The 23,332-nt window shown below is 45.1% G+C and carries 22 protein-coding genes; 11 read left to right on the plus strand and 11 right to left on the minus strand.

The window, feature by feature from the left end:
* Window positions 1–84 precede the first annotated feature (84 nt).
* Complete coding sequence (locus tag KI743_RS16175; protein WP_285467286.1) at window positions 85–456, plus strand: nuclear transport factor 2 family protein; 372 nt, start codon at window positions 85–87, stop codon at window positions 454–456.
* Between the two features lie 290 nt (window positions 457–746).
* Window positions 747–1,478: an HAD-IIB family hydrolase gene (locus KI743_RS16180; RefSeq protein WP_285467287.1), complete on the plus strand. Its 732-nt coding sequence runs from the start codon at window positions 747–749 to the stop codon at window positions 1,476–1,478.
* 35 nt (window positions 1,479–1,513) lie between these two features.
* Here the strand turns inward: KI743_RS16180 and KI743_RS16185 are convergent, their stop codons facing one another.
* The 4 genes from KI743_RS16185 to KI743_RS16200 form a co-directional block, all read right to left on the minus strand.
* Complete coding sequence (locus tag KI743_RS16185; RefSeq protein ID WP_150868887.1) at window positions 1,514–1,726, minus strand: TIGR02450 family Trp-rich protein; 213 nt, start codon at window positions 1,724–1,726, stop codon at window positions 1,514–1,516.
* A 125-nt stretch (window positions 1,727–1,851) separates the two neighbouring features.
* Window positions 1,852–4,077: a TonB-dependent siderophore receptor gene (locus tag KI743_RS16190; protein ID WP_285467288.1), complete on the minus strand. Its 2,226-nt coding sequence runs from the start codon at window positions 4,075–4,077 to the stop codon at window positions 1,852–1,854.
* A 282-nt stretch (window positions 4,078–4,359) separates the two neighbouring features.
* The gene (locus tag KI743_RS16195) at window positions 4,360–6,807 is read right to left on the minus strand and encodes a molybdopterin guanine dinucleotide-containing S/N-oxide reductase (protein WP_285467289.1); all 2,448 of its coding nucleotides are present in this window, start codon (window positions 6,805–6,807) and stop codon (window positions 4,360–4,362) included.
* 24 nt (window positions 6,808–6,831) lie between these two features.
* Entirely contained in the window at window positions 6,832–7,926 is a 1,095-nt protein-coding gene (locus tag KI743_RS16200; protein ID WP_285467290.1) for a NapC/NirT family cytochrome c, read from the minus strand.
* Between the two features lie 317 nt (window positions 7,927–8,243).
* Here KI743_RS16200 and KI743_RS16205 point away from each other — a divergent pair, with 317 nt between their 5' ends.
* Together KI743_RS16205 and KI743_RS16210 are read left to right on the plus strand one after the other, a co-directional pair.
* Complete coding sequence (locus KI743_RS16205) at window positions 8,244–8,519, plus strand: nitrogenase-stabilizing/protective protein NifW (RefSeq protein WP_285467291.1); 276 nt, start codon at window positions 8,244–8,246, stop codon at window positions 8,517–8,519.
* 73 nt (window positions 8,520–8,592) lie between these two features.
* Complete coding sequence (locus KI743_RS16210) at window positions 8,593–9,717, plus strand: M14-type cytosolic carboxypeptidase (RefSeq protein ID WP_285467292.1); 1,125 nt, start codon at window positions 8,593–8,595, stop codon at window positions 9,715–9,717.
* Between the two features lie 118 nt (window positions 9,718–9,835).
* Here the strand turns inward: KI743_RS16210 and KI743_RS16215 are convergent, their stop codons facing one another.
* The gene (locus tag KI743_RS16215) at window positions 9,836–10,192 is read right to left on the minus strand and encodes a hypothetical protein (protein ID WP_032552154.1); all 357 of its coding nucleotides are present in this window, start codon (window positions 10,190–10,192) and stop codon (window positions 9,836–9,838) included.
* 276 nt (window positions 10,193–10,468) lie between these two features.
* On the opposite strand from KI743_RS16215, the gene KI743_RS16220 reads away from it, so the two are divergent.
* A complete protein-coding gene (locus KI743_RS16220; protein WP_285467293.1) occupies window positions 10,469–11,701 on the plus strand; it encodes a DEAD/DEAH box helicase in 1,233 nt (410 codons plus the stop codon).
* Window positions 11,702–12,007: 306 nt separating this feature from the next.
* Window positions 12,008–12,229: a hypothetical protein gene (locus KI743_RS16225; RefSeq protein WP_032552151.1), complete on the plus strand. Its 222-nt coding sequence runs from the start codon at window positions 12,008–12,010 to the stop codon at window positions 12,227–12,229.
* A gap of 106 nt (window positions 12,230–12,335) precedes the next feature.
* Here KI743_RS16225 and KI743_RS16230 read toward each other — a convergent pair whose 3' ends face one another.
* On the minus strand, window positions 12,336–12,503 hold the full coding sequence (locus KI743_RS16230; RefSeq protein ID WP_167332348.1) for a hypothetical protein: 168 nt from the start codon (window positions 12,501–12,503) through the stop codon (window positions 12,336–12,338).
* A 95-nt stretch (window positions 12,504–12,598) separates the two neighbouring features.
* Window positions 12,599–12,862, minus strand: a complete 264-nt coding sequence (locus tag KI743_RS16235; RefSeq protein ID WP_084181885.1) for a DUF1289 domain-containing protein — start codon at window positions 12,860–12,862, stop codon at window positions 12,599–12,601.
* Window positions 12,863–13,039: 177 nt separating this feature from the next.
* On the opposite strand from KI743_RS16235, the gene KI743_RS16240 reads away from it, so the two are divergent.
* The 5 genes from KI743_RS16240 (at window position 13,040) to KI743_RS16260 (ending at window position 17,848) form a co-directional block, all read left to right on the plus strand.
* A complete protein-coding gene (locus KI743_RS16240) occupies window positions 13,040–13,486 on the plus strand; it encodes an META domain-containing protein (protein ID WP_285467294.1) in 447 nt (148 codons plus the stop codon).
* A gap of 269 nt (window positions 13,487–13,755) precedes the next feature.
* Complete coding sequence (locus tag KI743_RS16245; RefSeq protein WP_285467295.1) at window positions 13,756–14,919, plus strand: ABC transporter substrate-binding protein; 1,164 nt, start codon at window positions 13,756–13,758, stop codon at window positions 14,917–14,919.
* 5 nt (window positions 14,920–14,924) lie between these two features.
* A complete protein-coding gene (locus tag KI743_RS16250) occupies window positions 14,925–16,625 on the plus strand; it encodes a thiamine ABC transporter permease (RefSeq protein ID WP_285467376.1) in 1,701 nt (566 codons plus the stop codon).
* The gene (locus KI743_RS16255) at window positions 16,591–17,241 is read left to right on the plus strand and encodes an ATP-binding cassette domain-containing protein (protein ID WP_152468976.1); all 651 of its coding nucleotides are present in this window, start codon (window positions 16,591–16,593) and stop codon (window positions 17,239–17,241) included. Before KI743_RS16250 ends, KI743_RS16255 begins: the two co-directional genes overlap by 35 nt.
* Window positions 17,231–17,848 carry a CDP-alcohol phosphatidyltransferase family protein gene (locus KI743_RS16260; RefSeq protein WP_032552147.1) on the plus strand — a complete coding sequence of 206 codons (618 nt, stop codon included), beginning with the start codon at window positions 17,231–17,233 and terminating at the stop codon, window positions 17,846–17,848. Before KI743_RS16255 ends, KI743_RS16260 begins: the two co-directional genes overlap by 11 nt.
* Before the next feature lie 90 nt (window positions 17,849–17,938).
* On the opposite strand, the gene KI743_RS16265 is transcribed toward KI743_RS16260, so the two are convergent.
* The 4 genes from KI743_RS16265 to KI743_RS16280 all read right to left on the minus strand — a co-directional run bounded on the left by KI743_RS16265 (window position 17,939) and on the right by KI743_RS16280 (window position 22,969).
* Complete coding sequence (locus KI743_RS16265; protein ID WP_032552146.1) at window positions 17,939–18,886, minus strand: class I SAM-dependent methyltransferase; 948 nt, start codon at window positions 18,884–18,886, stop codon at window positions 17,939–17,941.
* A gap of 8 nt (window positions 18,887–18,894) precedes the next feature.
* Window positions 18,895–19,593: a TIGR01621 family pseudouridine synthase gene (locus KI743_RS16270; RefSeq protein WP_285467296.1), complete on the minus strand. Its 699-nt coding sequence runs from the start codon at window positions 19,591–19,593 to the stop codon at window positions 18,895–18,897.
* Between the two features lie 131 nt (window positions 19,594–19,724).
* Window positions 19,725–21,341, minus strand: coding sequence for a methyl-accepting chemotaxis protein (locus KI743_RS16275; RefSeq protein WP_285467297.1), 1,617 nt, complete (start codon window positions 21,339–21,341; stop codon window positions 19,725–19,727).
* A 194-nt stretch (window positions 21,342–21,535) separates the two neighbouring features.
* Window positions 21,536–22,969 carry a sodium-dependent transporter gene (locus KI743_RS16280; RefSeq protein ID WP_032552142.1) on the minus strand — a complete coding sequence of 478 codons (1,434 nt, stop codon included), beginning with the start codon at window positions 22,967–22,969 and terminating at the stop codon, window positions 21,536–21,538.
* Between the last annotated feature and the right edge of the window lie 363 nt (window positions 22,970–23,332).

Here is a 23,332-nt window from a genome sequence, read left to right on the forward strand (position 1 = left end):
TATTTCTATTATCTCTGTTTTTCAAATTAAAGAGTAGCTCTAAACTTTGTCTTAGTTAACCAACACGACACATCGGAGAGAAAAATGAGCAATCAAGTATTAGAAGCGTGTAAGAAAGGCATCGCGGCTTGGCAAACAGCATTCAACAACCAAGACGCGCAAGGTTGTGCCGCTCAATATAATGAAGATTGCGTGATGCACGCTCGCCCATTTGGTACATTCGAAGGTCGCGAAGCAATTCAGGCTTTCTGGCAGGGCATCATTGACCAAGGTTTCAAAGATGTCGATTACACCGACGTAAAATGGGAAGAGCACCAAGATGGCGGATACATTCTGACTTCGAGCTGGACAATGAATAAAGCGTTTGGCGTAGTGCACCGCGAACATTGGGTTGTGGAAGAAGACGGTCACGCACGCTTGATCAGCGATGACTTTGAAGTACAAGGCGAGCGCTAACCTTAAATAGGTAGAGCTAACGAAAATAGGCGTAACGACCAAAATCGTTTAAGAGGCCGATCACTTATATAGTGGTCGGCCTTTTTCACATCATGTTTTCTAGGTGAAATGCGCTCCTCCCAATTGTTCCATTTCCTATTACGTCCCTTGCAGACTAATCTCTCGCCGAGTGTGACACTCGCGGCAAACTGATCTTTTTGCTCTAAAGTGGCGTAATCTGACCTTGTTATTCGTAACTTAGTAAGCCAACCTTAACTAATAGGAAAGCAATTTTTAATGGAGTAAAAACAATGATTAAGATGTTAGTGTGTGATTTTGATGGTACCTTAGACGGTGGTTCATCTGACGGAGTCAACCAATTGTTTGACTACTTAAGCGATCAGCCTAGCATTCGATTTGTTATCGCTACAGGGCGTACGTTACCTTCCATAAAAGTTGGCTTAGCCTCGGATAACTACCCAACACCACACAGTATTATCAGCGACGTCGGAACCCAGATTCACCATCATCAACCAATCCAGCAACCTGATACACATTGGCACCAACGACTAAAAGCAACGTGGGATAAACATAAAGTTGAACAAGCGTTGTCTGGCTTCGACTTTATGGGGAAATTGGATCCCAACCATCAAGGCGACTATAAAATCACATTTGAGGGATCATTAACTGACCACCAAAGACAGCTTATTTCGAGTGCGCTCATAGCTCATGGTGCACAGGTAGATCTAACCTACTCTCACGATTGGTACTTGGATGTCACCCCGAAGAACGTCAACAAAGCCTCTGCTATTCACCACCTATTGAAACAACACGACCTAACTATTGATGAAGTGTGTGTGGCGGGTGATTCCGCGAACGATACCTCAATGCTGACCATCGATGGCGTTAACTCAATTCTGGTGGCCAACCACTACCCAGAAGTCGCTCACCTCTCGCAAAGGGACAATGTTTATACCAGCAAAGCGACTCATGCAGCAGGGGTATTGGAAGGGCTTCAATACTGGCAAAACCAACCTAGATAACGCTCAGATGCACTGAATTAAACGGAGCAAAAAGGTTACTTCCAACCCATTTTCCACAAACTATTGTCGGTAAGGTCATGCCAGTCGATATCACGAGCACGCTTTGTCATCACTGCTTCAAGAACACACCTTACAACCACATCTTCTTCAAATTCCATTTCAGTAATCATGAAGTGCTTTTCACGATTGACGGGGGTTACGGCTGTCCACTTACTGTGCAGTAGCTTCTTAGGGTTGATTCTGTTCATAAAACTCTCCTTTCTTCTAGTTTTATCTATAAGCTTCAAGGAGTTATTCGGATCACTTAGAAATAAAAAAAGCATGGTGACCAATCATCACCATGCTTTATTACCTGCTAGATTTTAAGCCCAAATTACCAATCGTAAGTTAAGCTCGCGATAACGTTGCGACGGTCGCCGTAGTAACAGTAATAATTACAGGTAGCGACGTACTCTTTATCAAACAGGTTTTTCGCCGCGACTTGCAGTTTGTAATCCGCGAATCGGTAGCTTACCGTTGCGTCGTAGAGGGTATAAGACGGAACCTTATTTTGCTCGAGGTTATCGCCGTAAGTTTCGCCAATGTATCGAACACCACCACCGATACTCAACCCATCTAACGTACCATCAAAGAACTGGTATTTCGCCCAAGCGGAACCAATCATGTCTGCCACTTGTGCTGGCGTTTTACCCACTTGATTCTGATCTTGGTCTTTGGTGATCTCAGAATCTAAGAACGCTAAGTTACCAATTAGAGTAAGTGACTCGGTTACATTAGCCACAGCACCCAATTCCACACCTCGGTTACGAATTTCACCAATCTGGTTGACCTGGTTACTACCAGTGATGACATCCACCACGTCTTTCTTAGTCGCTTCATACACCGCAACGTTGAACTGGCCTTCAAAACTCTTAGGCAGGTATTTCACACCCGCTTCGTAGCTTTCACCACGTTCTGGTTTCGCCGCCTGATTCGCAACAGAGGTCTTAATGATAGGCTCAAAAGATTGCGCATAACTAAAGTAAGGTGTAAACCCTAACGACGTTACATACGCGACACCTAAATTAGTTGTCCATTCCTCGTAATCCGCTTTGTGATTACTACCTGTTGTCTTGTTGGACTGTTCATTAGAGGTATCGTCGTAGCGAAGCCCTGCTTGGACAATCAAATCATTGAATCGAATTTGGTCTTGAACGTATAAGCCTAGCTGGCGGTTCTTGGTGACAGAGTTTTGTAGGTCAGCATCAGACACAGGAGAAAGGGTCGGTGAACTTGGGTCAAGCAAGATGATATTGTTGGTATAGCTTGGGTTATAAACATTGAACGTTGGATCATAAACACCTAAACCAGTTAGAACATTACCATCAGCGACAATCGGATCCGCAGCGTAATCATTACTGTCAATGTCAATCATTTGGTAATCAACACCAGTTAGTAAGGTGTGCTCTATGGCCCCAGTTCTAAAGTTGAATACTAATCGATTGTCGATGTTAAAGGCATCTGAATGCCCCTCTTCTGTAGACGCTTGACGAAGTACGGTTTGTCTCGACCCTGTAGGATCTAAAGCGGCACCAAATGTCGGGTGATCAGCCGCATACATTAGCGAGTAAATCTGCTTTAAGTTGATATCCATACGACTGTAACGCGCTGACTGACCAAAACTCAGCGCTGAATTAAACTCATGATTAAATTCATACCCTAACGAGAGTTGCTCACGTTCAAAGGTTTCCCAATCTGGATTACCTACCGCGGTACTGTCTGAGATTTTGCCATTTGGATTATCTGTTAACGTGCCTTCCATTGGTAAGAACTGCAAATAGGGGTCGGAGTCATCTTCTTGGTAACTCGCTAAGAACGTGATGTCGGTTTTATCGCCCATCTTCCACGTCAGCGATGGCGCAACCATAAAGCGTTCCGCCTCAACGTCATCGACCTTGGTGCCATTCTTTCGACCAAGCGCCACTAAGCGAAATGCCACATCATCATTCACCTCGGTGTTCACATCGAGTGTCACTTGAGTGCGGTCAAATGAACCAACGTCTATGCCTACTTGACCTGAACCACCATCAAATTGTGGGCGCTTGCTAACAACATTAATCAGACCACCTGGTGGGTTTTGCCCATACAGCACAGATGCAGGGCCACGGAGTACTTCTACACGCTCCAAACCAAATGGGTCAATTTGCCAACTGTAAAAGCCTGCAGAATACAGTCGCGTACCATCTTGATACAAGCCTGTCCCTGCTTGTTGGAAGCCACGTACGACAAACCAGTCTTGTTTATTATCTTCACCGTAATAGTTAGTCTGAATACCCGGTGTATACTGAAGTGCATCAGAGATACTGATAGAGGCACGGTCATCCATCTGCTCACGTGTCACCACAGAAACTGCTCTAGGGGTTTCATGCAGGGCAAGCGGCGTTTTAGTTGCGGTTTGACTTTTCTCACCAACATAACTGAAGTCCGGTCCTACCGCATTGTCATCGACCTGCTGACCTATCACTACAACCGTTTCATCCTCTTCTGCATGAACAGCTCCTCCACCAAGTAATGCAGTCACTGCAATTGAAAGTGGGGTGAGCTTAAACTGCCACTTCATCATTCTCTCCTTAACTAAATCCATACAAACAACGAGCAAATACAAATTATTATCATTAATATTCACATCGCGAATTGTAACAGGAGAAAAATTAATGTGAATTTATAAATCAATATGATATGAAACAAGTGATCAACAGCACGTATAATGAGTTGACTATGCTGTTAAAGGTTACGCGTGGTTCAACACAAACAAGCGAAGAAATTTGAAAAGTACCGTAGATAAAACAAGAAAAAAGCCAGCATTAAGCTGGCTTAGATTCAACAGATTGAGTTATTTCAACTAACCGTTCTTAGGTGGAACAAATGCTGTAAGCTCAAGAGCCGGTCCTGTGTACTTCTCAATCTTCACGAGTGCAGAGTTCGCTGCACAGCCGTTTGCTAGACGCGAAGTTGGAATATCAAGCGTTAGTACGTTTGCACCGCCGTTCTTACACAAACCAGTCTCTTTATCTAAGTCTGGCCAACCACCTTCGTGGATACACACAGCACCTTGCTTAATACCATCAGTTACGAGTGCGCCAACAAGAACTTGACCACGGTCGTTAAATGCACGAACTAAGTCACCCGTTTTAATACCTCGCGCTTTTGCATCTTCGGTATTAATTGAGATTGGCTCACGGTTAGCAATTGCGTACTCGTCACGGATCTTCGCATAGTTGAACTGGCTGTGTAGGCGATGTGCCGCGTGCGCAGTCATTAACTGCAACTCGTCACCCTTAGCTTTACCAAAGAACTCTGTCGGTTCCATCCACGTTGGGTGCGCCGGACAATCTTCTAGTTTGTAGCCCTCAATCGTTTTCGAATAAATCTCGATCTTACCTGAAGGTGTACCCAGTGGATTCATCACAGGATCTTTACGGAAATCAGCGTGACGTACGAACTGAGCTGCTTTCTTGTTGAACTTCATTTCGATCAGCTGGTTATCGTCCCAGAACTTACCGAACTTCGGCATACGAACACGCGCTTTCTTACCCGCTTTCTGAGCGTCGTCGTAGAAACCTTTCAGCCAAGCCATCTCGTCTTTACCCTCGGTAAACACATCACGACCACCCGCCTTAATCATTTCTGCCATATCAGCAAATACATCAAAGTCATTACGCGCTTCACCTTGAGGCTCAACAACTTTCTTCATCGGCACTAAGTGTTGGTTAGAATAGTCACCAGTCATGGTCATGTCGTTACGCTCGAACGAAGTCGTGATCGGTAGAACAATATCACCGTGCTTCGCCGCAGCCGTCCAGTAAATCTCGGAGATAACCACCAGCTCAGGTTTTTGCCATGCATCAATCAAACGGTTGGTGTCTTGGTGGTGAGTAAAGTTACCGCCGCCTGCCCACCAAATCATCTTGATGTCTGGGAATGTTAACTCGTGACCATTGTGCATAAATTTAGCACCTGGGTTTTCCAACGCTTCCACAATACGTGCAACAGGGAACGCATTCACCGCGCCTGATACTGCCCAGTCGTTGCCCGCTGAAGAGCCACCGCCAATAGAAGCAGAGATTGCAGGAAGTACACCAGCATCGCGCGTTGGGTTACCGCCGTTAGAGTAGTGGTAAGAAAGGCCAAAACCACCACCTGGCAAACCAATCTGACCCAGCATTGCTGCAAGCGTTACGATCATCCAGTGGCGTTGCTCACCGAATTGTTGACGTTGGATACCCCAACCCGCCATTAGCATGGTGCGATTTTGGCTGAAGATGTCGGCGAGCACTTCCATCTGTTTCGCTGGAACACCCGTGATCTCTTCTGCCCATTGTGGTGTCTTTTCTACGCCGTCTTCTTTACCCATTAGGTAGGCTTCGAACTTATCGTAGCCAGTGGTGTAAGTGTTCAAGAACTCAACGTCGTGTTTGCCTTTCTTAACCAGTGAGTGTGCAATACCCAGCATCATCGCCACGTCGGTCATTGGGCGCGGTGCAATCCACTGTACCGCATCACCAAAGAATTCGATTGTCTCTGATTTCATTGGGTCGATAGCAATGATCGTCTTGCCAGATTTCTTCAGTTGGTTAAAGAATTCAAGACCAGAGCAGTCCGTTGAACTCCATGCAATCTTCAATGTGTTCAATGGGTTCATACCCCAAAGAACCACAACATCAGAGCTCTCTAGCACAACTGGGTGTGTCGTTTGTTGTTCGTATACTTCGATAGAACCCATAACGTGTGGCATGATCACTTGTGCAGCACCCGTTGAGTAGTCACCTAAGTGGCCTGAATAACCACCTGCCATGCTCATATAACGTTGAAGCAGTGTTTGCGCTTTGTGTAGGACACCACTTGAACGCCAGCCGTAAGAACCAGCAAATACAGATTCTGCACCGCTCTCTTTACGAATACGCATGTGTTGCTCATGAATGAGCTTGTAAGCCTCATCCCAAGAAACGCGTACGAACTCATCATCACCACGCTTGCCTGTTGGTGCTGAAGGGTTTTCTAAGAATCCTTTACGAACCATTGGGTACTTGATTCGAGCCTTAGTATGTACTTGATCTGGGCCTGTGGTTTGTAGGCTGTTTGGCACCGTTTGAGCGAGCGCGTTGGTCGTTGAAACCAGCTTGCCATCTTTCACTTCACAGATCATCGGACCCATGCGACCAGCAGTAAGAACCCCTTTACCACGCTTATTAGCCGCTGCTGCTGTCATCGGTGTTAGCGACGTGAAAGCAAGAGCTCCGGCTGCCATACCTGTTCCTTTAAGGAATCCGCGACGAGTAATATCAGTCATTGTTGTTATCCTTTCGTTTCTTATTTAGTGGCCAGCCACATCTTTTGCGTGGTTCTGGAAGAATTTAGTAAGAAGTTCTAAGTCTTCAGATGAAATATCGGTACGATCGCCCATGCCTTTCGCTACAGGTCCCCAAGCATTGACAGTAAAGTGACCCGCTGGAATCTTCGCGTGACAAGTTGAGCAGTAGACGTTGTCGAGCTCTTCTGCGTAATCCCAGATAGGTTCAAGTGAATCCAATACATCTGCATCAATCTGCGCGGTGATCACAGCGGTACGCCACTCATTGCCGTACTCATCAGCATGAAACTCACCTGCATCAACCGCGTTTTGTCCCGCTTCGGTTAGCATTGCGACGATAGCGCGTTGACCTTCGCCGTAGTAAAGCACTTGCTCTGCACCTTTCATTTGGTAAGCGTGAAGCTCAACTGTTCGCTCATTGCCTTCAACTGATACAACGTCTAGTTTTGCAGTTGGATTGATAGTACCTAGGTCACCCATCTCAATGGTTTTTACTGGGTAAACCACCTTCGCTGAAGGGTCGGTTTTCTCAGTGAACGCCATTAGGTTATCGAACGCTTCGCTGTCCATTTCTGGTTCCGGTGCAAAGTGAGCAACACCTTTGTGGCAATCGATACAGGTTTGATTGTTTTCTTGAGCGTATGCGTGCATTTTGGCTGCATCTTCCGACTGCTCATAGCTATCCATCGCATCAAACGTGTGACAAGAGCGGCACGTTGCTGAATCACTTTCACGCAGTTGCGCCCATACCGTTTCGGCCATCGCCATACGGTGCTCTTCGTACTTTTCTTCGGTATCGATCTTTCCAGTGACAAATTCGTGATAAATGTCCTTAGACGCTCGAATTTTTGTGATTACGTAGTCAATTGGGTCCGACGGAATGTGGCAATCTGAACATTCAGCGCGGATACCTTTGGCGTTACTGAAGTGAATTGAACCTTCATACTCTTCGTATGGGATCTGCATGGTGTGACAAGAAACGCAGAATTCTGTGCTCGATGTGTAGTGCATGACCGCAGCCGTGCCACCTAACGTCAACCACCCAATTCCTATGCCTATCGCCGCGATAACAGCGATATAACGTTTTTTAATAGACATATTTAGTAATCATCTTTAACAATTGGTTGCAATTGCGATCAGACTAATACTTTAGGGGTAACACTTATTGATTTGCGTCATAAATTATCATTATTGATAATAAAGATGGCGTACAGTGAGAGCTAAGTTCAACATTTCCACCCTCATGAATTCGCACCCAACACATTTATCAATAGAAGCCCTCACATCCTATAAAATTTCAAAATGACATTAGACTCATACCTCATAAAAAAGCGACTTACTCACGTAGTGATATCAAGTTAAAAAGCCGTTAAATGAGCTAGAGTTCACGGTCAGTGAAATAGTATGAGAAGACCATGAGCCACCCTGAACTTTTGCAGAAAATAGCTAGTTTTGATCGTATTGAGCAAGCGCTGAAGTATTTTGAGATCGGATTTGACAGTCGATTCATTGAAGAGAACCGAACAGAGTTAGTGAAACGCTTTAACGGCTATCTAATTTTGACCAAGCCGGATGATTGGTTTTCAGGACGAAGAGCACTCAAAAATGCGTATTGTAAGGTTCAACGCAGTAAACTAGACAAACATACACGCTCCGCTTGTCGCGGTTGTACATCTTGCCAGCGCCGCTGAGCCTTTCTGAGTAGTTTGCTTGAAATGAAGTGTGCTAATCTTAGTGCAACTCAACCACGAGATAATAACTACAATGAAAATTTTCAGTAATTTCGAAAGCGGCAATATCAATGTCGTTAACGCAGATGCTCCACAAAACATCCAACTGACTATCCCAGCAGATAAGCACACTGACATTGCACAGTGGTTTCACTTCCGTTTAGAGAGTGAAGCACAAGTTTCTCACCATTTTGAAATCCAAGGCTTAGCAAAGTCAGCCTACCCTGAGGGTTGGAAAGACTACGACGTTGTTGCTTCTTACGATCGCGAAGAATGGTTCCGTATTCCAGCAACGTTTGATGGCGATACAGTTAAATTCGACATCATCCCAGAGCATGAATCCATGTTCTTTGCCTACTTTGCACCTTACTCTTATGATCGCCACCAAGATTTGCTGCACAGTGCTCAAACGCATCCTGCTTGTAAGCTTGAAACGCTAGGTGTGACTAATGACAACAACGACATTAGCCTACTGACTATTGGCGAACCAAGCCCAGAGAAGAAGAATATCTGGATCATTGGTCGTCAACACCCTGGTGAGACGATGGCTGAATGGTTCATTGAGGGCTTCTTGCAGCGCCTGCTTGATGAAACAGACACGGTTGGCCGTGCCCTACTCGACAAGGTTGTGATTCGCGCGGTGCCAAACATGAATCCAGACGGCAGTATCCGTGGCCACTTACGTACTAATGGCTTGGGTGTAAACCTAAACCGCGAATGGCAAACACCATCAATGGAGCGCAGCCCAGAGGTTTACCTCGTTCGTGAACGCATGTTAGAGACCGGCGTTGATATGTTCTTGGATATTCACGGTGATGAAGCCATCCCTTACAACTTTGTTGCGGGTAGTGAAGGTATACCTTCTTATGATGCTCGTTTACAAGGTTTAGAAGAGCACTTCAAACAAGCACTGTCCACTATCACACCAGAATTCCAAGACGAAGTTGGTTACGATAAAGATGAACCGGGCAAAGCAAACCTAACTGTCGGCTCAAATTGGGTTGGTGAGCAATTCAAGTGTCTTTCTTACACGGTTGAAATGCCATTTAAAGATCATATTAGCCACGCAGATGAGCTTTACGGCTGGTCACCAGACCGCAGTGTGGCATTTGGTCACGATATGCTTGCTGCGGTATGGGCAACAGTACCAAAACTGTAATCCGTTTAGTCTATTTGCGGATAACTCTATAAAGTTATTGCCGTTATAAAGACAAAAAGCCCGAGAGTTATTTCACTCTCGGGCTTTTTAATGTTCTCAACTACTTTAATCTACTCAACTATGCCGCTCTTAAACTTGCGAAAAATGCGGGATAGCGTTGGCGGATGTGTCTCTGCTCCGAGACCATGTCTTTAAAGCTCGGGCCACGAGACAACTGAATGATCACTTCATTGCCATCAAAGCGTAAAACCGCACCCGATACATCAACGCGCTTTTCATCATGCAGATCGAGTGTACCCGCCATGGAAAGCCCACGATAAAAGTGACTGACATTTCGTGTCATAACACGCACGCCTTTCTCAGATACCTCACTCACTTGAAAGAGCTCATCTTTGATACGCATTATCGGCCTCGCACCTTTTGGGTACTTCAAGCGATAGTACTGGCGCTTTTGGGTAAAAGACCCGTCACTCATTTATCTGTCTCCCTACACGTGGTGCCAATCAAGCACTTAAATCAATATCCACTTAATAAATGAACATAGCACAAATCATCATTAGAATTAATTATCGGCAGCGCTCGTCAGACCTTTAGTTAAAACATCGACAAGTGTTGAGACAGAGTTCGCATTCCGTTCATCAACATCTATTTGCACGCAAAGGCAAACCCAAGTTGCTTTGATTCGCTAAAATGATTCACTCAGACAATGTCCGCTGTTAGACTCCCCATCCACTTTCAACTGGTTCACACTATGACGTTCAAATCACTAAACCTGTGCTCTGAGCTTATTGATGCTCTGCCTAAAACGCTTCAACAGCCAACAGAAATCCAAACGAAAACAATCCCAGCGATCATGCAGAAAAAAGATTTACTGGCGTTGGCTCAAACTGGCAGCGGCAAAACACTTGCATTTGGCTTAGGTGGTTTACACAACCTAGACAGTAACGTCGAAACAGTTCAAAGCCTCATTGTGGTGCCAACGCGTGAACTCGCCAACCAAGTTACTTCTTCTTTAGAGCCATTTGCGCGAGCAGTCTCCATTCGTATTGCAACTTTAATTGGTGGCATGAGTGAAGAGAGTGTCAATGATACTCTAAACAGCAGACCACAGTTGATCGTGGCGACGCCTGGCCGTTTAGTGTCTCTGATTGAACAGGGTTCACTATCACTGTCGCAGTGCCAAACATTTGTGCTGGATGAAGCGGACCGCCTATTAGACATGGGGTTTTGGCCTGACGTTCAAACGATCAAGAAATCTTTGTCAGCAAAACATCAGACTCTACTTTTCTCGGCAACACTACCGACAGAACTCGAGAAACAAGCTGATACGCTGCTGTTCAAGCCATTGAAAGTGAGCGTGCACCCAAAAAACAGCGTGGCCGAGAACATCCAAGAGACACTGTACTTAGTCAACAAAGGCAGTAAGCCACAAGCGCTTATCAGCCTATTGCAACAGCACACAAACACCCAGGCTTTGGTTTTCATTGGAGCCAAGGACAACGCCGATGCTCTAACGAAGAAGCTCAAAAAAGCCAAACTCAACGTTGAAGCGCTACACGGCAACAGGACTCAAGAAGAGCTTAGCCAGATCCTTGACGATTTCAAACACGGGAAAATTGAAACGCTTGTTGCGACCGATGTAATGGCGCGTGGTATTCATATTGACGCTCTACCTCTAGTCATCAACTTTGAGCTACCGATGCATTCAGCAAGTTATGTCCATCGTGTTGGCCGTACCGCTCGTGCTGGAGCCAATGGCCATGCTATTTCGTTAGTAAGCCACAGCGAAACGGATGCTTTGAATGCAATTCGTCAGTTGACTGAGCGAACCTTACCAGTTCAATCATTAGAAGGCTTCCCAGTAACAGACAGGCCTGCAGCTGAAGGGACACAACGTAAACGCCCACCGAAAGACAAACAAGCCAACCGTCGCACTGCCAAGAAAAAGAGTATTAAGCAATTTAAAAGTAAGAGCTCACGTTAAACAGATCAGTCGTTACTGCCAGATTCGGTAAATCGCACTTTTAACAAAAATAGAACTTTCACCCAAAGCCTGGTTTCGAACTGGGCTTTTTTACATCTGAATCTCTAGAAATAGTCACCTCCACTCATATAAAACATCTTATTTTGACGCTTAACGAAGAGCTGTTTTAAATTACATTTTTATGAATAAAGCACTCAACTGATTGATTCCTCGTTGGTCAAAAAAAATACTTAAAAATCGCGTTGACGGTCACAAAACCACCAACTAAATTTTTCTATTAGTGTCTATAACCAGGAGGTCATTGAAATGAAACGTGCTAGCTCTGCATACCGATTACAACTGATTAAAGAAGTAGCAACCCGACGCGATCGTCAACGTTCTAATGACCCGATGGCTAACTACATTCAAACGCTATTAGACAATAAAGATGAGAGTGATAGTTCTGTTGAACGTAATCACCGATTCAGTGGTAATCACTTTGATGAGCATATTGGTGGATGGGTAAGCGATCACTGGGGATCTAAGTAGATTTAACCCGAAAAGCGATAATCTCGAGCCTAAATGCATAAAAGCCACCGCTGGGTGGCTTTTTAGTACTTAATCATAATCTTTGCCTTTGGCTTTCATTTAAGGACTACTGGAAGGGCATATCCGATAGATGAGATAACACTTCCATTTGCTCTTCTTCGGTCATACTGTGCCAATCACGCGCGACTCTTTCTGGGTCGTCTTTATCTTCTAGGCGTTCTTTGTCGAGCGATTTTATTGGCTTGCTCTTAATTTTGCTCTCTTTCTTACTCATACCAACATCATCCCTTCTGGCATCGTAGTCTCTTTAATATTACACCTGCCGGCCGATGTAAAGAGTTTGTTAAAAACAGACTGTATGAGTCGCAATTATCCAAAAAGATCTTGTTGCGGACTCACAGACTCTTCTGATGATTGTTCTGGTTTAGATCCATTGTTCAACTGTGCAAGGCGTTTTCTTCTATATCTCTGTCGACATAGTTTGATCACGTGTAACTGCTGAGCGGGTGTCATCGACATCCAATTAAACCGCTCTTCCCGTTTTCGCATACAGCCATTGCAATAGCCTTTTTCATCCGTTGAACATACTCCCACACAGGGGCTTGGAACTTGAAAAAACTCTAACTGCTCCACGACTCCTCCTGAGTACTCTATGTGCCTGATACTATGATTATTAAATCATCGAACCCAACGAAAACATACTAAACTATGACCGTATACTGACACATATAGCGTTTTGTTAACTATACTTTTCACCAATCAAGTTACGCATCTTTGGTAACTTCGTTTATTCCTTTGGAGCCATATTATATGAAGTTTAGTTCAAAAAAATTACTAGCAGTAACCGCTTTACCTATCATGCTTGCTGCATGTACAACAACAGGTGATGACGCAATGCAAGTAACAGCTACCGACCTACAGCACCATAATTGGGAACTGGCACAAATCGACGGCAAAGACATTGAGAAAAGCGAACATCAAGCAGCACCTCGCCTAGAGATTGGTGAGAAGCTAACAGCTAACGGTATTGCTGGCTGTAATAATTTCTTTGGTCAGGGTGAACTGAAAGACGGTCAATTCCGCATCAAACAGATGGGCATGACAATGAAGATGTGTCACGGTGCAACAATGGACATTGAGCAGTCTGTATCTGCAACACTTGCTGAATGGAGCGACGTAACTCTAACTAAAGATACGTTAGTACTTAAGAACGACGTACACACTCTGACTTACACACTAAGTGATTGGAAAAACTAATCCTAACAATGTGATGAACAAGTTTTCTAAAGGAGCCATTTGGCTCCTTTTTTCGTATCTGAGGGGTATTTCTAAATCATTTGAAAAATTCACGATTTATTCTGTAATTATTTAGCCAAAAACACGGTCATAGATAAGGTCACATAATTCGATGAGTAATCCTTTGAATTTACTATTGAATTAGAAATTATTTCAGAAACAGATAGAATAACCTTAAGGAAGTAACAAATGCACTGCCCTCGCCCGTTCACAAAGATATGGAAAAGTTTATGAACAAATTAGTTAGTACGATTGGATTACTGGCCACAACAGCCTACAGCGCAACACTTTATGCAGACAGCACGAACTCTCAAGAGTGGAGCCAAATTGAACGTGAAGCCGAAGGACAAACTGTCTATTTTCACGCTTGGGGTGGTAGCCAAGAGATCAATCGCTATATCCAATGGGCAGGCAAACAACTGCAACAAAACCATGGTGTGACACTTAAGCACGTTAAGGTAACCGACATCGCAGAGACGACCACACGCCTAATCGCAGAAAAAGCCGCGGGTAAAAACAGCGGTGGTAGCGTCGATATGGTCTGGATCAACGGTGAAAACTTCCGTTCAATGAAAGACAACGCTCTACTGTTTGGCCCGTTCACTGAAACGCTGCCGAATTGGCAATATGTCGATAAATCTCTACCAATCGATGTTGATTTCTCAGAACCGACTGAGGGTTTAGAAGCACCTTGGGGTGTTGGACAACTGGTCTTTATTCACGACCAAGAAACACTCAACAACCCACCGCACTCTTTCTCTGAAATGTTGAGCTACGCACAAGCGTATCCAAACCGCTTAAGCTACCCTCGTCCACCAGAGTTTCATGGCACCAGCTTCGTGAAGTCGCTTCTTATTGAACTGACTAAAAACGACCCAGCACTGTCTAAACCTGTTGATGAGAAAACCTTCCAGGCTATCACTCAGCCACTATGGGCGTACCTTGATGAATTCCATAAAGTCGCGTGGCGAGGTGGTAAACAGTTCCCTGCGGGTACTTCTGAAAGCATCCAGCTTCTTGATGATGGTCAGATCGACTTAGCGATCACCTTTAACCCGAATGCGGTTTTCTCTGCTCAAGCTAATGGCACACTGGCGGAAACCACCAAAGCGTTTGCTTTCGAAAGTGGCGCATTATCTAACATTCACTTCTTGGCCATCCCATGGAATGCCAATTCATCGGCGGGTGCTCAAGTCGCAATCAACTACCTACTGAGCCCAGAAGCACAATCGCGCAAAGGCGACCTTAACATCTGGGGCGACCCATCAGTATTAAGCAGCAAATACCTAACAGGAAGCGCGCGTAATACTCAGCAGTTCAAGTCGGTAGACGAGCCACACCCAAGCTGGCAAACCGCACTCGAGTCTGAGTGGTTAAAACGCTACGGTAACTAAGTTTGATTCTTCACGCTCTATATTTTGTTGTTATAGCGGTGTGCATCATCCCAACTATCCCTGGGGTAGTTGGGGTTATTGCTTCATCTCTCAGTTATATCCCTCCATTGGGTTTAGAACAGTTTTCAATCGTAGGTTTCCAGCAAGTTTTTGCGTGGGAAGGCGTTTACCACTCTATCGGGCTCACTCTGAGTTCAGCAGTGATCAGTAGCTACCTTGCCTGCTTTCTGACCATCTGTATTCTCCAAGCAACGTGGGACAAACCGTTCTGGCGTAAAATAGAACTCACGTTGTCACCTATGTTAGCGATTCCTCATGTCGCCTTTGCCATCGGATTCGCCTTTCTGTTTAGCCCAAGCGGTCTTGGCATGCGTGCCCTGCAAGGTTTCTTAGGGGAACCATCAACGAATACTGAGCTGGCGTTACTGGTGAAAGACCCGTATGCACTTGGATTGATCGTGATGTTGGCATTGAAGGAGATTCCATTCTTATTGTTAATGAGTATCTCTATTCTGCAGCAATTAGATGTTCCTAAAATCACCAAAGTGAGTGCTTCGCTAGGCTACAGTCGTTCACAGATTTGGTGGAAATGTGTTTTCCCACAATGGTTCAACAAATTGCGCTTCCCTATGCTGGCAGTGCTTGCTTACAGCTTGTCAGTGGTTGATATCGCGCTCATTATCGGTCCAACAAACCCACCAACTTTTGCGGTATTAGTGTGGCAATGGTTTAACGACCCAGACCTCAACTTGCTACCAAGAGCGGCGGCTGGGGCGATTGTTCTCTTTGGTTTAGCAAGCCTACTTATTGCGTTTGCTCGATTAGTTGAATGGGCCGTTCTTAAGTATTTCCGAAGCTGGCAGGTATCAGGTCGTCGTGGTGTCGCTCTACCTGGACGTAGCCTGTTCTCTTTCTTGGCAGTGCTAACAGCCGTCATGTTTCCATTGATGTTGCTATGGAGTGTCGCTCAACGTTGGCGCTTTCCTGACCTTCTGCCAAGCCGCTACAGTACCCGCTTTTGGGAATACGAGTGGGATGCGATCACTGGAACCATTAGCACCAGCCTCTGGATTGCAATTATTTCTGCGACTATCGCCTTAGTACTTGCCCTTATTGCTCATGAATATCGTATTAAGCATCGCTGGCAGGTTCCGGGATATATTATCGCGATTCCAATGCTTATCCCTCAACTATCTGTACTATTTGGATTGCAGGTTACCACTCTCTACCTCAATAGCACCGCTTATGAGTTTTGGGTAATTTGGTCGCATGTGTTTTTTGCTTTTCCCTTCGTCTACCTGTCATTGGACGGCCCTTGGCGCAGTTTCGAACCTGGCTTGATCAAAGCGGCGCTCAGCCTTGGAAAATCGCCACTTCAAAGCTGGCTCACGGTTAAATTACCGATTCTGTTACCAGCAATGGTTTTTGCATGGGCTGTCGGCATTAGTGTTAGCCTTGCTCAGTATTTACCAACCTTGATGTTAGGTGCAGGTAGAATCAGTACCATCACCACAGAAGCGGTTGCACTAACCAGCGGATTTGATCGTCGGGTCACTGCGATTTACGCCATTTGGCAAGCCTTGTTGCCTCTGTTCTTTTTCTCTTTTGCGATTCTTATCAGCCGCTTACAGGTGAAGTATCGCCGTCTTTCATTCAAAGGTTTATTGCCTAATGAGTCTATCTCTCAACGACCTCGCCATCCATAAGCTCGATGGAAGCGAGTTATTCTCATCGCTCAGTCTTCATTTAGAATCCGGCGAAGTGCTGGCATTAATGGGGCCAAGTGGCTGTGGCAAGTCGACTCTGCTCGACGTGATCGCAGGTCACCTTAGCAACGAGTTTGAATACACAGGACAAGTCCACGTCAACGACATGCGAATTGATCAAATCGCTCCGCACCAACGTGAGGTGGGAATCCTGTTTCAAGACGATCTGCTCTTCCCTCACCTAAAGGTTTGGGAAAATCTGGCCTTTGCACTACCAAACAGTATCAAAGGAAAAGAGCGCCAACAGAGAGCGTTAGATGCGCTAAAAGACATCGAACTGACACGACTTGCCGACTCTTTCCCAGACCAAATTTCTGGGGGCCAGCGAGCCCGAGTAAGTCTGACGAGAATGTTACTCGCTAAACCGAAAGTTGCATTGTTGGACGAACCCTTCAGTAAACTCGATCCTGAGCTACGTGTTCAATTTCGTGATTGGGTATTTGAGCAACTCAGCAAAGCGAACATTCCGACATTAATGGTGACCCATGATGAAGCGGATATTCCACCGGCAGCGCGAGTACTGAATTGGCCATGGAGCACCGAGAATGCTAGATAAATATTCCATCAAGGTCATTCGCTGGCCGTTAACTCAATCCGCTAAAGTTCTAAACAGCGCTGGCGTCACTGCGAATCAAACTACGTTTTTCGGCTTTTTGATTGGCTGTTTAGCCTTCCCGTCGCTTGCTTTTCAACAGTATGATTTGGCACTGCTATTTGTGGTGTTAAATCGTATCTGCGATGGGCTTGATGGCGCACTTGCTCGTATCCAGGGTATTACCGATGCCGGTGGGTTTCTCGACATCAGCCTCGATTTCTTGTTCTACTCCTTAATACCGTTTGGCTTTGTGATTGCTAACCCAGACGCCAATGCCGTCGCAGGCGCCTTTCTCATTTTCTCTTTCATCGGCACAGGCAGCAGTTTCTTAGCCTTCGCGGTTATGGCGGGTAAGCAAGGGATCGAGAACCCTGTCTATAAGCATAAATCTTTGTACTACATGTCTGGATTGACTGAGGGAACAGAAACCATCGCTTGTTTCATTGCGTTTTGTATTTGGCCACAACACTTTGCCGTCATTGCTTATGCGTTTGGCGCGGCGTGTTGGCTCACCACATTTATGCGAATCTACTTCGGCTTTCAAACTCTTAACAACGTCAAAGCCTAAGGCACTTCGATTCGACTAATATCGAATTCATAAAAAAGCGCCGCGTTACTATGAAGTAATGCGGCGCTTTCAATTGATCATGCCTAATGATTATTCTGCAGATTCTAACTTGAAACGGAGTACTTTCAGGCTTGAATCAGCATCAACATCCACAAACTCAGGTGGGTTCGGTAAACGTTCTAGATATTTAACATTTGGCGCTTCTTCCGCCATGGTATCAATCAAGAAGTTTGGTGAAACCATTGGAGAGTTCACACAAGCAATCACTTCTCCGCCCTCTTTAAGAAGCTCAGGCAGACGACGCAGAATTCTCTTATAGTCTTTTGTCAGTGCAAAGCTGCCCTTTTGGAAAGATGGTGGATCAATAATCACTAATTCGTACGGGCCACCTTTCTTGATTTTTCCCCAGCATTTGAAGATATCGTATCCAAGGAAGTTCACTGAGCGCATGTCATGTTCATTGAGGCGATGGTTGTCACGACCTTTGCTCAACGAACCGCGTGACATATCTACGTTAAGGCATTGACGCGCACCACCCGCTAGAGCGGCTACAGAGAAGCCACAGGTGTAAGCAAACAGGTTTAATACGTTCTTACCTTTAGAGTTCTCTTGAACCCACTGACGGCCGTTACGCATGTCCAAGAACAGACCGAAGTTCTGGTTGCGACCGATATTCAACTGATACTTAAGACCGTGCTCAACAACCACTGGCGATGAATCTAGCTCTCCCCAAATCACTTCTGATGGGCTGCCTTCAGCATAGCGATGTTGAAGCACAACACTCGTGCCCTGCTTCTGTTGCCAAATTGGCTGCTCCGTCAATTTAAGAAGCCCATCTTTCAAGCTTGATAAAAACTCTTCATCAACCTGTTTGAAAATGTTCACTAAAAGCTGACCATCAACCCAATCACACGTTAATTGCTCTAGGCCTGGCCAAAATTTACCACGGCCATGAAAAATACGACGTAGCTCGTTAGGTACTTCGTTTAGCTGTTGTTCGATATGTTCAAAAAATACCGGTAAAGCAGATGCTTCCATTATATCTCTCACTTAATGTTTAGCTTTGGCCACGCCAGTGACCAAGGTTCAAGCCAAGTATCCAAACCTGTCGATACCGTCTCTTGTGACCATTTTTGACCAAGAGACAGGTGTGATCTCGGGTCACACACGTATTGATATGCTTGAGATTGATAGGTAAATCGAATCGCAAACGCATGCAGGTAGCCGCGATCAGATTGACTTGAAGAATTATAAATTGGGTCGCCAACGATCGCCGAACCTATCGACTTCATCGCTACACGAATTTGATGAGTGCGCCCTGTGTATGGCTTACAAAGCAGGAGCCTTTCACCCGGCTCGGCCGCTGCCGATAAAAACTGAGTCACCGCTGGGTTTTCTTTACTGTTAATCAGCTTCCAGCTCGAACGTCGAGAACGCTCCATATCACCCACGATCAGGCCTTGCTTCTTTTTAGGCTTCTTTGAACCGATCGCAAGGTAGTACTTTTCAACCTCTCGGTTAGCAAACAACTGAGACAACTCACTCGCCGCAGCCGCGTTTTTTGCTAACAACAGTATTCCAGAGGTCATTTTGTCTAAGCGGTGCACCAGATAAAGCTTTTCAATGTCTAATGATGTCGCGACCTCTTGAAGAAGCATGGTATCACCATCATCTTTATGGACGCTGACGCCTGGATGTTTATTGATAAGTAAAAAATCTGAGTGGTTTACAAGAATGTCGAACATGAAAAGGCTTACTCCGTAATCGAGCTAGAAGTATACCTTGTCCCACACTAGATACCAGTAATGAAAAAGCCCACGACTGAATGTTCAACAGTCGTGGGCTCAATAATGCCTTACCGCATCTTTACCATGGTTTAAGCAAGTTTAAACTGACCAAGTAAAGTTTCCAGCTCTTTAACCTTAGCGTTTAGGCTCATCGTACTCTCAGAGCTGCGTGTCGCAAGCTGTAGAGAAGACTCTGAGATATCGCTGATCGCTGTAATATCCGCTGCGATCTCTTTGGTCACTGCAGTCTGCTCTTCCGCCGCTGTCGCAATTGAGTTAACCATACTTTGTACATTGGCTGCTCCGTTCACAATCGCTTCCAGTGCTTGAACCGCACCAGAGCTTTGCTCAACGCCAATATCTACTAAACGACAGTTGTCTTGGGTGTATGTAACCGCTTCTTGTGTGCCTGATTGAATCGCTTGAATGATACCTGACACTTCTTGCGTCGCTTTAGTAGTACGTTCAGCAAGCGCTCGTACCTCGTCCGCAACAACCGCAAAGCCACGACCAAATTCGCCAGCACGCGCCGCTTCGATCGCTGCGTTCAATGCCAATAAATTAGTCTGTTCTGCGATGTCTTCAATCACTTTGATGACACTGCCAATCTGTTCACCATGAGAGCCAAGCGTGTTCATTTGCTCCGACATATCTCCCATTTGAGCAGACACTTGCTGAATGCTCGCCACCATTTCCACAATCACAGAGCGACCGTCTTCTGCTGAAGTCTCTGAACGACGTGCTTCTTCATAGGTGGATGTACCCTGCTGAGCAACTTCTGAAATCGTCAAGCTAAGCTCTTCCGCCGCGGTGGCAATCAAAGTCGCTTTCTCTGCTTGTGCGGACGCACCTGAAACAATGTCTTGGCTAATCGACGAAAGCTCACCACTTGCTGATTGCACTTGATTCGTTACAGACGAAATAGAGCCAATCAAGCCAACAAGTGACTTCTGCATCTGGTTAATCGACTGTCCAAGGTGTGCCAATTCGTCATCCGAATCGTCAACAATGTCTTCTGCTGTTAAATCGCCACTCGCAACTTTACGTGCCACCTGTTCCACTTTGGTTAGGCGACTGGTAATCGAGTTCGACAATAGGTAAGCAATCACTGCACCCGCCGCAATGGAAATGGCAGTTAGGATTATGATCATACGTTCCATTGCTGTAAATGAGTCTGTCAAAGCAAGCAGCGCTTTGTCAGTTTGCACTTCTTCGGCCATCGAAGCTTCATCAAGCAGAGCTTCAATCGACACTAAATATTGTTCATAGAGCGCACGCAAATCACGGATATTATCCAAGAACGCAGCTTCCTGATTCACCTTAGGTGCAATTTGATTTTCAAACGCAGAATTGAACTCTTTCATCAGGTTCTCAACGCGTTCAATTCGACGGTAGTCAGGTGTACCCACGCTCTCTAGTGCTTTAACCTTATTAACCGCTTCGAAGAACTGCCCTTTGTTTGCACGGTAGTCATTAAGTGCACCATTAACATGTGTCACAGCACCCATTGCATCTCGGTAAACGTCTGCTGTCTCATCGACCAATACAAGATAGTTCACTAGCTCAGGCACGTCATCCATGCGGATCTCGTCAGCCACTCGATGGGAGCCCGTTACCTCGATCCAAACAAACGCTACCAATACAATCATTAGCGCCAATATAGAGCTAAAGCCTGCATACAATTTTTTTCTTACAGACAGTTTCACATTTCACCTTCCTAAGGGAGTCAATATTCACTTCACATATTGTTATGCTTGAATATATATCGACTGACATACGAATAACTTTAGAAAAAACCGTACGAAAAACCCTATAAATAAGAAAAGGTTAAAAATAAAGCAAAAAAAACGAGAGTCCTAAGACTCTCGCTTTCTATTGGTTTTGGCTTTGAAGACCGCGATTACAATTTCTTAGAAATTAACGCTGAGCCTGCAATGATACCGATACCTAATAGCATGATTGCACCCTTACCGCTGTCGAAGCCAGAAGAGATACCCATGAATGCAACGATTGCGATTGCTACTGGGATTACAAACTTAACTAGTGTGTACCATAGACCGAATAGTGGGAAAGATACTTCACCGTCGTTAGTGATTTCTTTCTCTAGGTCTGCACGGTTTAGTCTCCAACCAGCGAAGATACATACCAACATACCGCCAACAGCTAGGAAGATCTTATCTGTTAGTAGATCGAAGATATCAAATGCACCTGTGTCGAACAGTGTTGGACCAACGCCACCTAGAGATAGAGAAGCGAAGATACATAGTGCAGCCATTACAACACTTGCAGAGATAACCGCTGTTACACGCTTCATGCCTTTCTCATCGATTAGGTAAGAAACCACAACCTCAAGTAGAGAAACAGAAGATGTTAGAGCCGCAACACTTAGACCAATGAAGAACATAAGTGCAAATAGAAGACCAATTACGCCGCCCATTTCAGCAAATAGCTGAGGAACAACTACGAATACTAGACCAGGACCTGCTGCTGGTTCCATGCCGAATGCGAACATTGCTGGGAACATTGCAACACCAGCTAGGATAGCAACACCCGTATCCATTGCTGTAACCATAGCGGTAGTTTGAACTAGGTTTTCTTTCTTCTTAAGGTAAGAACCGTAAGTCAACATACAACCCATACCTAGAGATAGTGAGAAGAATGCTTGACCAAGTGCAGCTAGGATTACGTTGCTGTCTACCTTAGAAAAATCAGGGCTAAATAGGAACTCAAGACCAGCCATAGAACCTGGAAGAGTCAGACCTTTGATCGATACCACGATAAGGATCAGGAATAGCAGTGGCATTAGGACCTTACCCGCTTTCTCGATACCGCCCGAGATACCTTTCATAACGATAACAACGTTAAGAAGAAGGTATAGACCCATCCACATTAGTGGTTGAACTGGGTTAGAGATGAAACCACCGAAGCTGTCACCGATTGCTTCAGGTGCGTCTAGAAGACCACCAGCAATTTTACCGATGTAAGCAATAGACCAGCCGCCTACTACAGGGTAGAAACCCATGATAAGTAGACCACTCACTACGCCGATAACACCAGCGAACGTCCAACGACGGTCAGTTGATTTAAATGCACCTACTGCTGATTTTTGCGTATGACGGCCAATAGCAAATTCAGTCAGCATCACACTGAAACCGATGAAAATTACGAAGAATAGGTAGATTGCAACGAAGGCACCGCCGCCGCTCTCACCTGCTGTGTATGGGAACTTCCAAATATTACCTAGACCAACAGCAGAACCTGCTGCAGCCATTACGAATCCTAATTTCGAACCCCAGGTATCACGAGGTGTTGTGGTTGTATTACTAGTAGCCACTTTAACTCCAAAATTTGTATGTTGTGTAATGTTGTGTTTGCTTTGGGTGGCGTCTTATAAAAAGAAGGTGTAAATCTTCGTTTACATCCTAAAAAATTTGATTGACGCTCGTTGTATAGCAAGTAAACCAGTTTAAGATTAAAATTGGAAGCCCGAACCGTACATATTTCGTTACCAATGTAAAATATTATGGTTAAATGCCGACTTTTCATACAAAACAATCGTTTTCGTCTTAAGTTAACTAAAACTTAACAACTTTACTCTATTTACAGCCTTTACTCTATTTTGTAAATAGTTGTTCTGTAAAATTCCCAAATTGTCAAAATAGCATTACTATCTAAGTGTCTCTTTTTTCGAGTATTA

The organism is Vibrio sp. D420a (assembly GCF_030248625.1).
GTDB lineage: Bacteria > Pseudomonadota > Gammaproteobacteria > Enterobacterales > Vibrionaceae > Vibrio > Vibrio fortis_A.

Coding starts and splice junctions, on each gene's coding strand:
- KI743_RS16220 (WP_285467293.1), top strand. CDS start 10,469: ATGACGTTCAAATCACTAAACCTGTGCTCTGAGCTTATTGATGCTCTG.
- KI743_RS16210 (WP_285467292.1), top strand. CDS start 8,593: ATGAAAATTTTCAGTAATTTCGAAAGCGGCAATATCAATGTCGTTAAC.
- KI743_RS16215 (WP_032552154.1), bottom strand. CDS start 10,192: ATGAGTGACGGGTCTTTTACCCAAAAGCGCCAGTACTATCGCTTGAAG.
- KI743_RS16240 (WP_285467294.1), top strand. CDS start 13,040: ATGAAGTTTAGTTCAAAAAAATTACTAGCAGTAACCGCTTTACCTATC.
- KI743_RS16245 (WP_285467295.1), top strand. CDS start 13,756: ATGAACAAATTAGTTAGTACGATTGGATTACTGGCCACAACAGCCTAC.
- KI743_RS16180 (WP_285467287.1), top strand. CDS start 747: ATGATTAAGATGTTAGTGTGTGATTTTGATGGTACCTTAGACGGTGGT.
- KI743_RS16230 (WP_167332348.1), bottom strand. CDS start 12,503: ATGAGTAAGAAAGAGAGCAAAATTAAGAGCAAGCCAATAAAATCGCTC.
- KI743_RS16185 (WP_150868887.1), bottom strand. CDS start 1,726: ATGAACAGAATCAACCCTAAGAAGCTACTGCACAGTAAGTGGACAGCC.
- KI743_RS16190 (WP_285467288.1), bottom strand. CDS start 4,077: ATGAAGTGGCAGTTTAAGCTCACCCCACTTTCAATTGCAGTGACTGCA.
- KI743_RS16265 (WP_032552146.1), bottom strand. CDS start 18,886: ATGGAAGCATCTGCTTTACCGGTATTTTTTGAACATATCGAACAACAG.
- KI743_RS16225 (WP_032552151.1), top strand. CDS start 12,008: ATGAAACGTGCTAGCTCTGCATACCGATTACAACTGATTAAAGAAGTA.
- KI743_RS16205 (WP_285467291.1), top strand. CDS start 8,244: ATGAGCCACCCTGAACTTTTGCAGAAAATAGCTAGTTTTGATCGTATT.
- KI743_RS16255 (WP_152468976.1), top strand. CDS start 16,591: ATGAGTCTATCTCTCAACGACCTCGCCATCCATAAGCTCGATGGAAGC.
- KI743_RS16195 (WP_285467289.1), bottom strand. CDS start 6,807: ATGACTGATATTACTCGTCGCGGATTCCTTAAAGGAACAGGTATGGCA.
- KI743_RS16200 (WP_285467290.1), bottom strand. CDS start 7,926: ATGTCTATTAAAAAACGTTATATCGCTGTTATCGCGGCGATAGGCATA.
- KI743_RS16270 (WP_285467296.1), bottom strand. CDS start 19,593: ATGTTCGACATTCTTGTAAACCACTCAGATTTTTTACTTATCAATAAA.
- KI743_RS16175 (WP_285467286.1), top strand. CDS start 85: ATGAGCAATCAAGTATTAGAAGCGTGTAAGAAAGGCATCGCGGCTTGG.
- KI743_RS16260 (WP_032552147.1), top strand. CDS start 17,231: ATGCTAGATAAATATTCCATCAAGGTCATTCGCTGGCCGTTAACTCAA.